Below are 11,877 nucleotides of genomic sequence, written 5' to 3' on the forward strand. Positions count from 1 at the left end.
TTTAACTTAACACCCCCTAATACAAAACACAACATGAAACGAACTTTTTTAATTCTTGGAGCTACCCTAATTTTCATGGCTTCATTTACCAGCGCACCTAAAGAGAACGAGCCAGCAGTAAACATCAACGGCAATCTTGCTCCAAAAATTGCCACGGCACAAATGAGCGGTGGCGAACTGTTGATCAATAAATCTGACTGTATAGGCTGCCACCACAAAATCAATAAACTGATTGGGCCATCTTATACAGATATTGCTAAAAAATATCCAAGCAACGATAAAAACATTGCTTATTTAGCAGATAAAATCATCAAAGGCGGTTCAGGCGTTTGGGGAAAAATTCCCATGACCCCACACCCAAAAATTTCTGCAAATGATGCTAAACTCATGGCAAAGTATATCTTATCTTTAAAGAAATAAAGATTTAAGGTCGTATGTTCCAAGTTTTAGCCGCTTTTTGATCTATAATTTAGCACATCCTCATGAATGAGTGAACCAATGAACTAAATAAACCAACCAAAACCAAAGTATGAACCAAGACAATAACCAGAGCAGGCGTAACTTCTTAAAAATGGGGGCTGTAGCCACTGCTGCATTTACCATTGTGCCTCGTCATGTACTAGGCGGCAAAGGCTTTTTAGCACCAAGCGACAGACTGATTGTGGCTGGCGTTGGCGTTGGAGGTAAAGGAGATAGCGATTTACGTTTGATACACGAAAGTGGCAAAGCCGAAATTGCTTACCTATGCGATGTGGACACTCGCCGGGCGGCAAACAGCGTAAAGCGTTTCCCAAAAGCTAAGTTTTATAAAGACTGGCGTGAGATGTATGACAAGGAGCACAAAAATTTTGATGCTGTTACCGTATCAACCCCTGATCATAACCATGCGATACAGACCTTAGCGGCCATGCAATTGCGCAAACACGTATATGTACAAAAGCCCCTGACCCACGACATTTACGAGGCCCGTATATTAACTGCCGCTGCAAAAAGATACAAGGTAGTTACGCAAATGGGCAACCAAGGTGCCAGTAATGATGGCCCTCGTTTGTTACGCGAATGGTACGATGCCGGTTTAATTGGTGATGTACATACCATTTATGCCTGGACCGACAGGCCAGTTTGGCCTCAGGGCATTCCTTGGTCAAAAAACAAAGCTGAAGTTCCAAAAGAATTGGATTGGGATTTATGGTTGGGAACAGCCCCTAACAAAGATTATGTAGAGAAGTTGGTGCCTTTTAACTGGCGTGGTTGGTGGGACTATGGAACAGGTGCACTGGGCGATATGGGCTGCCATTTGCTTGAAGCGCCATTTAGCGTCCTTAACCTCAAATACGCCACAGAAGTAGAAGCCAGCGTAGGCTCTGTATATGTCGACGAGTTTAAACGTGGATATTTCCCGGAAAGCTGTCCGCCATCAAGCCATGTTACTTTAAAATTCCCTAAAACAGATAAAACGCAGGGCGATGTTACCGTACACTGGATGGATGGAGGCATACAGCCTACCCGACCTGATGAATTAGGTGCTGATGAAGTTTTTGGCGATGGCGGCAATGGTACCCTGTTTATTGGCACCAAGGGCAAAATGATGGCCAACACTTATGGCGACAAAGCCAGGTTATTGCCTCTCTCTAAAAATGAAAACCTTAACGTAGCACAAAAATTTGCCCGTGTACCTAATCAGGCAAATGGTCATTATGGCCAATGGGTAGAAGCTTGCATTGCTGGCTATGGAAAAAAAGAACTGAGTTCTCCTTTTGAAATTGCAGGTCCGTTAACAGAGTGTTTATTGATGGCCAACTTGGCAATCAGGGCTGCGGATATTCAGAGAATAAACGATAAAGGCAAAGTGAGCTTCCCGGGCAGGTACAGAAAATTATTATGGGATAACGATCAGATGAAAGTCACCAACTTCGACGATGTAAACCAGTTTGTGAAGAGAGATTACCGTGAAGGTTGGAAATTAGGAGAGAAATAAACAATAAACTTGAACACCCCGCCTTTCAGGCACCCCTCAGAAAGAGGGGAATTTCACCACGCCATTCCCCTCTTTCTGAGGGGTGGTCGAAGACCGGGTGTTTAAATTCAAATATTACTCAATGAAAAAAATACTAATAGCAGCCTTTATGGTAGCTACAATTAGCGCAAAAGCACAAAAGACCAAAGGTTTCATCCCACTTTTTGACGGCAAAACCACCAAAGGATGGCATACCTATGGAAAAGATTTCGTAGGCAAAGCCTGGAATGCCGAAGACGGTGTTTTACATTTCGACCCCAAGCTAAAAAATAAAGACGGTGGCGATTTGGTAACCGATAAAGAGTATGGCAACTTCCATTTAAAACTAGAATGGAAAGTAGCACCAAAGGCCAATAGCGGCATTATCTTTTTTGTACACGAAGACCCTGCCAAATACAAACAAACCTATTTAACAGGGCCTGAAATGCAGGTGATTGACAACGATGGCCATGCTGATGGCAAAATCAACAAACACCGTGCTGGCGATTTGTACGACATGATCCAGAGCAAAAGCGAACCTGTTAAAGCGGTTGGCGAATGGAATTTGGCCGAAATCATCAGCAATAAGGGCAAACTAACCCTTAAACTAAATGGCAAAAAAGTAGTAGAAACCACCATGTGGGACGATAACTGGAAAAACCTGATTGCAGGTAGCAAATTTGCCAAATGGGAAGGCTTTGGCACCTACAAAACTGGCAAAATCGCTTTGCAGGACCATGGCGATGAAGTTTGGTTCCGCAACATTGAAATTAAAGAATTATAAAGCTTGAAGGTAAAGGGCGTTAGGTTAAAACTTAAACCCTACACCTTATGCCATACCTTAAACCTTAACAAAACTAAACATGAACTCAACAACACGCTTCAAGCTATCCTTTATGATGTTCCTCGAATTTTTCATTTGGGGTGGATGGTTTGTAACCTTAGGAACCTTCTTGGACAAGAACCTCAGTGCTTCGGGACCAGAAATTGGTTCTGTATTCTCTACACAATCTTGGGGAGCCATTATTGCTCCGTTTATTATAGGGTTAATTGCCGACAGGTACTTTAACGCAGAAAAAATATTAGGTATTCTACATATTGCAGGTGCCGTTTTAATGTACCAAATGTATAATGCTACCGACATCGGCGTATTTTATCCTTATGTTTTTGTTTACATGGTGCTTTACATGCCAACTTTAGCTTTGGTTAACTCCGTATCCTTCAATCAAATGGGCGACCCTGAAAAAGAGTTTTCCAATATCAGGATTTGGGGCACCATTGGCTGGATCTTGGCCGGCGTACTGATCAGTTATTTCTTCCACTGGGATTCTCAAGAAGCTACCGCTAACGGTGCGCTTAAAAACACCTTCCTAATGTCGGCTGTGGCTTCGTTAACGTTGGGTATCTTCAGTTTCTTACTGCCTAAAACCCCTCCTAAAAACAAATCAACAGAAAAGATAAAAGTATCTGAAATATTAGGCCTAGATGCTTTAAAGTTATTGAAAGACAAGAACTTCCTGATTTTCTTTATCTCGTCTATTTTAATCTGTATTCCTTTAGCTTTCTATTATCAGAACGCCAACTTATTCCTTTCCAAAATTGGAATGGATAACCCAACGGGGAAAATGACCATTGGCCAGGTATCGGAAGTATTGTTCTTGTTGGCCATTCCGGTTTTCTTTAAAAAATTCGGGTTCAAAAAAACCATCTTGGTAGGTATGCTGGCCTGGACAGTACGTTATTTGCTTTTTGCATTTGGAAATGCTGGTGAATTGAGCTTTATGCTACTTTTAGGTATTGCCCTACATGGCATTTGTTACGATTTCTTCTTTGTTTCGGGACAAATTTACACCAATTCCAAAGCTGGCGATAAGTTTAAAAGCTCAGCCCAGGGCTTGATCACGTTAGCTACCTATGGCGTAGGCATGCTGATTGGCTTTATCGTGGCCGGGCAAATTACCGAAATGTACAAAATAAACGGCGTTGAAAACTGGAAAATGATTTGGAGCATTCCTGCAGGCATAGCTTTTGTAGTATTCTTACTATTCAGTTTATTATTTAACGACAAGACAAAAACAGAATCTAACTAACCATGACTACGAGAAGAAACTTTATCAAAGAAACTGGATTACTTGCGGCAAGTTTTGCCTTAGCACCTGCATTAAGCCACGCTTTTGCTCCCGCCCAACGTCCTGTAGGTATTCAACTATATAGCTTGCGAGAAATTATTGCCAAAGACGTTAAAGGGGTGATTGAAAAAGTGGCCAAAGCAGGTTTTAAAGAAGTTGAAACCTACGGCTATGCACCTAAAGGAAGCTTTTGGGGGCTAAGTCCTAAAGAATTTAAAGCGCTGTTAGATGCTAATGGCCTTAAATCTCCAAGCGGGCATTTTAACGTTGAGAACTATATCTCCACAGGCAATTTAGACGATATCAAAGCTTATATCGAAGCTTCAAATATTTTAGGGGCTAAATACGTAGTGGCCCCTTGGCTTGGAGAAAATTTACGCAAAACCGCAGATGATTATAAAAAAATTGCCGAACGTTTAAACGTAGCTGGCGAACTTTGCATCAAATCGGGCCTTAATATGGGTTATCATAACCACGGCTTCGAATTTGACAAGTTTGGTGATAAAACTGGCTTAGATATTTTAATTACCGGTACCGACCCTAATTTGGTTGACTTTGAATTGGATTTGTATTGGGCCGTTTTTGCAGGTCACGATCCGGTTGAGCTATTTAAAAAATATCCTCGTAGGTTTAAAATGTGGCACGTAAAGGATATGGATAAAGAGAAGAAAAACTGGAACACAGAAATTGGCAAAGGCAGTATCGATTTTAAACCAATATTTGCTAAAGCTTCACTTTCTGGGGTGAAACACATCTATTTGGAGCAGGAAACCAATTACAAACCTGACCACATCGGCTCAATTACAACGAGTATCGATTTTATCAAGAAAAGCTTGCTATAATTAATAAAAAACTCCTCCAAATAATGGTGGAGTTTTTATTTTTATTGAACTTAAAAACATTTTCTAAATTAGGTTTCATGAATGCTACTCCTTTAAAAATTGCCATCTTCCTATTCACTGGCGGTATCTCCAGCCTTTCATATGCTCAGGATAAAGTTGTTGATTACAATTTGATCGCTCCAGCGGAAAAAATACAAACTAGCCCTTATCAAAAGATAGCTCTATTAGACAGTAGAATCAATACTGAAACCTTAGGCATTATTCAAACAGGGGCCTTTAATACCAAAGCCAAGTTAATTCCAAAAATCCCACTATCTGAACAGTTACAAAATATTTTAGTTGGGATGAGCAACACTAGAGAGAACGGTGAATTGCTGTTACAAATTAGAAAACTGGTACATGCAGAGATAACTAAAGTGACTTCTGAGCACGGTTTTTTCGATTTCAAAGCTAATCTATACCGAAAAGATGGAGACGTATATTATAAAATAGCGGAAATAGATACCAACCATTTCACCAAGGGAATGGATGTCACTAAAAAACTAATGAGAAATAGCAGTGAAATCATTACCAACTTTATAAAAGATAACCTCAACAATAAACCTATTGACACTTTAAAATTTTCAGCCGCTCAAATCAAAGATTATTACACCAATGAACGAGAGAAACTAAAGCTATACAACACTGATAAACTAATTGATGGCGCTTACAAGGATTACAATCAATTTAAAGGTCTAACTCCATATATTAGTGAGGTATATCTAAAAGACGACAATTTAAGCAAAGGCTTTTATGCTACCGATCAAAATGGTAAGGAAGTAAAATTAAAACTGAAAGATGCTTACGCTATAGTATATAAAGGAACTCCTTATATCCTTACAGATTATGGTCAATATCCATTGACAAAAGAGAACAACGAGTATTTCTTTACGGGAAAAATTAAGCTCCAACCCTCTGCTTCTGCAATGACAAATTCGGCCATAATGTTTGGCTTAGTAGGAGCTTTAATTACCTCAAGTGGTTCAGCTAGCGATGAAAACAAATATAAAATAGATTATTCTGATGGTTCATTTATTCAAATAGAAAAATAACCTTCGCTTTTATCTCCTAATCTGATCAAGGTCTATCTACGTTCGAAATGATATACGGTTAAAGTGACTGCAAGCCTCGCAGGTTTTAAAAACCTACGAGGCTTTTTACCATAAAACGCTAGGTTAACCCTATCCAAGTCATCACATACCCTACCCACTCTTTAATCAATAACTCCCAGCCAAGGATAGCGCTACCCTGCGGCACCAGATAATCTTCAAAAGAATTTTTTTCACTTAGTGAATTTGTTGGATAAAAATCGATATGCTTAAAACCTTGCTTTTCGGCCAGCAACTTTGTTCTGGGAATATGCCAGGCACTGGTAATCACCAATATCTTTGCATCGGGTTTGCGAAGACCTTTCAGTATTTCAGCGGCGTATTTGAAGTTTTCCTTCGTGTTCCTGCTTTCTTTTTCCATAATCACGGCACTATCAGGGATCTTTAATGCCTTTAAATATTCGCCCGTATACAAAGCCTCTGGCGGACCGCCTTCTAAAAGACTTCCACTTCCTCCGCTCATTAAAATATGGTCTATTTTTCCCTCTTGGTACAACCGCAGCGTTTGCGTTAAACGGTCGCCAGCAAACTGTGCCTTTAAAGCTTTGGCTTCGAAATTATAGCTAGAAAAGCCTCCCAATAACAGCCCAACGTCATAATGGGCTAATGCTGGTTGCTTCGCTTCATACCAATAGGCAACCTGGCCCAGGAAAAACTTATTGGAGAAAAAATACAGCAGAGCAACAGCAAAAATTAACGCCTTGCGCTTATGTCGTTTATTTTTGGAGAACAAAGCATATAAGGCAATGGCCATTACCCACACCAACGGACGGATAAGAAACAGCAAAAATTTAGATAAAAAGAAAGCCATTTATCAGTTCAGTTTTGATGCCAATACACAGGTTTGTTTAAAACTATCTGTACTTCCTTTGATGGTAAAAATATCTGTTTTAATTACATACAAGCCAACTTTACACAGTTGTCCACTATCGTTTAGCCCATCCCAAGTAATGGTACCCTGTGTAGAAAAAGTAATATTCCTAGCCAAACGACGAACCAAAATGCCTTTGTCTGTGTAAATGTTAATCGTTGCTAAATTGCCATTTTCCTTAAAACGATAGTCGATTTGTAGTAAATCTTCAAAACCATCATTATCTGGAGAGAAGGTCTTATTGGCAACTACCACGGTATTTTTCACACTGGCATCTTCACCCTGTGAGTTTTTATCAGTAGGCGTAGCAAAACCCGCTGAGGCAGCAGCCGATTGTAAATTACCAAGTTCATTTCCGCTTTTTGTAAAGGAAACTCTTTCTAACGAAACACCTTTAACATCTTTAAGCAGCGCATGGTGCATTTTTTCGGTATAGTCAAATTGATCAATCGCATCATTTTCTTTCCAAATGGCTACGGTTCCTTTGTCATTGTTATAAGGAGGCATCACCGCCATTTGTACCATTTGATTAGGATATTTAACCTGATACTGTTGCTGTACTACTGCTGGATTGGCTGTAAGCACCCAATAAGTTTTAGGCTGAATGTAAAGGGGGGCTGTACTAATTGCCCTCTTTGTGCTTGATGTACCTGATGCTGTTGGATTTGAAAGCGTTAGATCCTTCAAATCAAGCAAATGATCTGTATTGTTATAAATTTCTACAAAATCAAATCCACCAGTTTTGGGGTTGAATAAAATCTCGGTAATCAAAATATCGTTTGGCATAATTTCCTTGGCAAGGAAGATTTTTGCCGTATTATTGGCTGGGTTAATAGCCACTCCTCCACAGCTCAATAGATTACTAACGGTCAATAAACTTTCAACTCCCCTTACAATGGGTGTTGCAAAAGTTAAAACAACACTTTTATTAGCTGCTGATGCGGGCACCGCTGATTGCGCCACACCAATTCCGTTATTGATTGTATAGTTACTGGCCAAACTTAATGTTCCTACTTGAATGGCCTTATCAAAATCAACCCTAACGGTAGTAGTACTGGTAATTTCTATACCTATCAATTTAGGCGCTACCGCATCTAATTCGGCATAAACAGCGTTTTGAGCACCAGGGGTACCACCAATAGCAGCCGTACTGGCAATCCAATTTGGAGCCCCAGGACATCCACTTTTGTAATTAATCAATTCCAAAGCATAGCCCGTTTTTTTGCTATTGTCCTGATACCACGTATCCACATAAGAAACCGCATCAATAACGGTACTGTTATCTGGCAACATCAAAGTCAAATCATCCTTATCATTATTTAAAGTTGGCCATGAAGATAATCCTAATGTTTTCCCATAAACTTTAAAAGCATCCACATCGGCATTCGCACAAAGAATGCGGTAGGCTTTTGGAGCTAGCGTATCCGCAGGAATAGAAACCCCTGAAGACGTAGCATCTTTATATCTCCAACCTGTGATGATGATATATTTATCGGTGGTATTGTAAAGCTCAATATATTCTTTGTTCAATGCTACCGCTGTAGAAATGGGTGCAGCCATAATTTCGTTAATGATCACGTCGCCTTTTTGAGCAGTATAAGGCTCCACATACAGAAATGATTTGGTCATTGGTGTGGTCATGGCGTTTCCCTTGGCATCTGCAACGTTGCTTACCGTTAAGGTATAATTTCCAGATACAAAATTATTTGCATAAGTAAGGTTTACCACGTTACTTGTACTGCCCATTACCGCCGTAAGTGGGCTACCTGCACCATTGGAAAGCGAGTAGTTGGCAATGGTTTGCGCCGAAGTTGTGCCCAATGGTTCATCAAAAGTAACCTCTAAGGTTTTGGCGTCTAAAGATTTCACAGAGGTAATTGTCGGAGGGTTAATATCTTCAAAAACTTTAAAATCATCAAAAATAAATAGGTTATATCTAGATGCCGTTCCGTATCTGCAATTTACGCCAAAGTGTGTAGTTGTGGTGTAAGTATTATCCGTAACGGTACCTTCCAAGGTATAATTTGTGCCGCCATTCACATCAGCGTAAAGTTCCCATTTACCGCTATTGTCGCGGGTAATTCTAATTCGGGCAGTTAGTATGTTGGCATTCGCCCTCGTTTTTGCAGCGCCTGTAATAATCTGAGTAGTAGTTGTTCCATTCTGTCTGTACAAATGAAATCCGTCTGTCTGGCCTGTTTCGCCCGCTTGAAAAAAGTAACCTTGCAGTGCTCCGCTCAAATCAGCTTGGTTGGAAACCAAATAAACCCTTGGAAAATTTGCAGTGGTTGGATCAAAGTTTAATTGAAAGAAAAATTCCCAAACTGCGTTTTTAGCGAGAGCGTTGGGAGTAGACAGATAGATATTTTGGTTTGCCGAATTGGGGCCGTTAGATTGTAACTGCCCATTTGCATTGATGACAAAGTAATTGGTGTTGCCTCCCCAAGCAGGGTTATTGGTAAAATCTCCATCAGCAAAATTGTCATTTAGCTGAGCAAAAGTAAGTTTAGTGCATAATAACAGTAAAAAGAGTAAAGTTTTTCTCATATTTGGGAATTGAACATTTTTAATTTTAAATATAATACAAATAATCAAGAAAAAAATGAAAGTTGCAGTAGTAGGTGCCACCGGATTGGTAGGTACCGTTATGTTAAAAGTATTGGAAGAAAGAAATTTCCCGTTGACCGAATTAATCCCAGTAGCCTCTGAGAAGAGCGTTGGTAAGTTAATTAAGTTTAAGGGTAAGGAATATCCGATTGTTAGCATGGACACTGCCATTAGCTTACGCCCTGATATTGCTTTGTTTTCGGCTGGCGGAAGCACTTCATTAGCTGATGCGCCTCGCTTTGCCGAAGTGGGAACTACCGTGATCGATAATTCTTCGGCTTGGAGAATGGACCCTAGCAAAAAATTGGTAGTGCCTGAGGTAAATGCCCATGTGTTAACCAAGGAGGACAAAATTATTGCCAACCCTAACTGTTCTACCATTCAAATGGTGGTAGCTTTACAGCCTTTGCACGAAAAATACCATATCAGGCGTGTGGTGGTTTCTACTTACCAGTCGGTAACTGGAACGGGTGTTAAAGCGGTTGACCAATTGATGAACGAGCGTAAAGGTATTGATGGACCAAAAGCGTATCCATACGAAATTGACTTAAACGTATTGCCGCATATTGATGTTTTCACCGATAATGGTTACACCAAAGAAGAGATGAAAATGGTGAAAGAAACCAATAAAATTATGGGTGATGAGAACATCAAAGTTACGGCTACTACGGTACGTATTCCAGTAATGGGCGGTCACTCAGAATCAGTAAACGTAGAATTTGAAAATGACTATGAGTTAGCTGATGTACGTCGTATTTTGGAAGAAGCACCGGGCTTAATTGTAGTAGATGATGTAGCTAACTTGAAATATCCAATGCCAAAAGATGCACATGAAAAAGATGAGGTGTTTGTAGGCCGTTTGCGTAGAGACGAATCACATCCAAAAGCGTTGAACATGTGGATTGTTGCCGATAACCTACGCAAAGGTGCTGCTACCAATGCCGTACAAATTGCAGAGTATTTGGTTGACAACAAGATTGTATAATTCAACTAAAAAATAATCAGAAAAGTGATGTGAATACATCACTTTTTTTGTGAATAAACTTTTTCCAACCCCGTGATAAGATGTTTAAAAAAATCATTGCACTTACTACAACTCCGCTAATCTTAGCTAGTGTTGCCTTTGCCCAAGACAGTTTAATTACAGCATTGGCCCAAAACAACCAAACAAGCTTCGTTAAAGAAGCAAACCACTTTAAGGGTTTAGGCTGGGATAAAATACTAGACCAAGCTAAAAAAAGCAGTAATGTGATGGTTGGCGAAGAACATTTCACGAATGAAGTTCCATTTTTTGTTTCAAAACTTGCAGAGCAAATCAAGTTCGATAATTTTTTCTGCGAAATTGATCCGTTTACCGCACATATTTTTGAGCAGAAGATTAAAACACTTTCGGCAGATGCCTTAAAAAAATATACTGCCGATTATGGAAACACGTTTTCTTTCTATGCTTTTGAGTCGGAATTTGACCTCCTTAAGCAGCTGATAAAAAACAACACCAATATTCGTGGTACCGATCAAATTTTATTGGTTGCTGATCGCTTAATTTGCAATGAGCTGATGCAAACCACTAAAAACAAAAGGGCAAAAGCAATTTACGAGGCGATTAGAGATCAGTCCAAAAATCATTTTGCTGCTTTTTTAAAGGACCAGAAAAATCCATTCTACTTGTATACCGATGATTTCGAAAAGAAGATTACCGAACTCGCTACACTGCCATTAAGCCCTAATGAGAAAAAAATAATAGCAGCGTTAAAGCTAACGGCTAAAATTTATAAATCGCAAGACCATCACTTAAGGATACAGCTCATGAAAAACCAATTGATGGAGAGCTACAGCGAGTGGGCAAACAAGAAAAACCTTTATAAATACGGTGCAAACCACGCTGCCAAAGGAGAAAGCTTGCTACAGATATTTGATATTGGGAACCTAGTCAATAATGTAGCCGATAGTCAATTTACCAATTCCATGCACGTCATCATCGTTGGAAAATCGGGGCTACAGGCTTCTCCCTTCCCAGGATTTCCGGCAGAGAAAATCGACGAAAATTCTGGTATTTTAAAGTCCTTAAAGCCATTTTTAAAATTAGTACAAAACAACGAGTGGCAATGCTTTGATATGTTACCATTAAGAGAAGCCATCAGCAGTGGAAAAATTAAAGTTACTGATGTGAGGTTACTGCGTATCATTAAAGGCTTTGATTTATTAGTGGTGATCCCAGAAGTAACTGCAGCACAATTCCCGAAATCATAAATCACGCTTTTGTAAGTTATATTTCCAAACATCT

10 protein-coding genes are annotated in these 11,877 nt (G+C 39.7%); 8 read left to right on the forward strand and 2 right to left on the reverse strand.

Features of this window, described 5'->3' with window-relative positions:
* Positions 1-33: 33 nt before the first annotated feature.
* The 6 genes from DUT71_RS12375 (at position 34) to DUT71_RS12400 (ending at position 6,058) form a co-directional block, all read left to right on the forward strand.
* Positions 34-420, forward strand: coding sequence for a c-type cytochrome (locus DUT71_RS12375; RefSeq protein WP_113662845.1), 387 nt, complete (start codon positions 34-36; stop codon positions 418-420).
* Between the two features lie 109 nt (positions 421-529).
* Positions 530-1,978, forward strand: a complete 1,449-nt coding sequence (locus tag DUT71_RS12380) for a Gfo/Idh/MocA family oxidoreductase (RefSeq protein WP_113662846.1) — start codon at positions 530-532, stop codon at positions 1,976-1,978.
* A gap of 121 nt (positions 1,979-2,099) precedes the next feature.
* On the forward strand, positions 2,100-2,780 hold the full coding sequence (locus DUT71_RS12385; RefSeq protein ID WP_113662847.1) for a 3-keto-disaccharide hydrolase: 681 nt from the start codon (positions 2,100-2,102) through the stop codon (positions 2,778-2,780).
* A gap of 79 nt (positions 2,781-2,859) precedes the next feature.
* Positions 2,860-4,086 carry a nucleoside permease gene (locus tag DUT71_RS12390; protein ID WP_113662848.1) on the forward strand — a complete coding sequence of 409 codons (1,227 nt, stop codon included), beginning with the start codon at positions 2,860-2,862 and terminating at the stop codon, positions 4,084-4,086.
* A 2-nt stretch (positions 4,087-4,088) separates the two neighbouring features.
* Positions 4,089-4,967, forward strand: coding sequence for a sugar phosphate isomerase/epimerase family protein (locus DUT71_RS12395; RefSeq protein WP_113662849.1), 879 nt, complete (start codon positions 4,089-4,091; stop codon positions 4,965-4,967).
* A 23-nt stretch (positions 4,968-4,990) separates the two neighbouring features.
* The gene (locus DUT71_RS12400) at positions 4,991-6,058 is read left to right on the forward strand and encodes a hypothetical protein (RefSeq protein WP_113662850.1); all 1,068 of its coding nucleotides are present in this window, start codon (positions 4,991-4,993) and stop codon (positions 6,056-6,058) included.
* A gap of 118 nt (positions 6,059-6,176) precedes the next feature.
* On the opposite strand, the gene DUT71_RS12405 is transcribed toward DUT71_RS12400, so the two are convergent.
* Both DUT71_RS12405 and DUT71_RS12410 read right to left on the reverse strand, forming a co-directional pair.
* Positions 6,177-6,926: a YdcF family protein gene (locus tag DUT71_RS12405; protein WP_113662851.1), complete on the reverse strand. Its 750-nt coding sequence runs from the start codon at positions 6,924-6,926 to the stop codon at positions 6,177-6,179.
* 3 nt (positions 6,927-6,929) lie between these two features.
* Complete coding sequence (locus DUT71_RS12410) at positions 6,930-9,533, reverse strand: lamin tail domain-containing protein (RefSeq protein WP_113662852.1); 2,604 nt, start codon at positions 9,531-9,533, stop codon at positions 6,930-6,932.
* A gap of 55 nt (positions 9,534-9,588) precedes the next feature.
* On the opposite strand from DUT71_RS12410, the gene DUT71_RS12415 reads away from it, so the two are divergent.
* A complete protein-coding gene (locus DUT71_RS12415) occupies positions 9,589-10,578 on the forward strand; it encodes an aspartate-semialdehyde dehydrogenase (RefSeq protein ID WP_113662853.1) in 990 nt (329 codons plus the stop codon).
* Between the two features lie 80 nt (positions 10,579-10,658).
* Entirely contained in the window at positions 10,659-11,843 is a 1,185-nt protein-coding gene (locus tag DUT71_RS12420; protein ID WP_113662854.1) for a hypothetical protein, read from the forward strand.
* Positions 11,844-11,877 lie beyond the last annotated feature (34 nt).

The sequence above is a fragment of the Pedobacter nanyangensis genome (genome assembly GCF_003313505.1).
Taxonomy (GTDB): domain Bacteria; phylum Bacteroidota; class Bacteroidia; order Sphingobacteriales; family Sphingobacteriaceae; genus Pedobacter; species Pedobacter nanyangensis.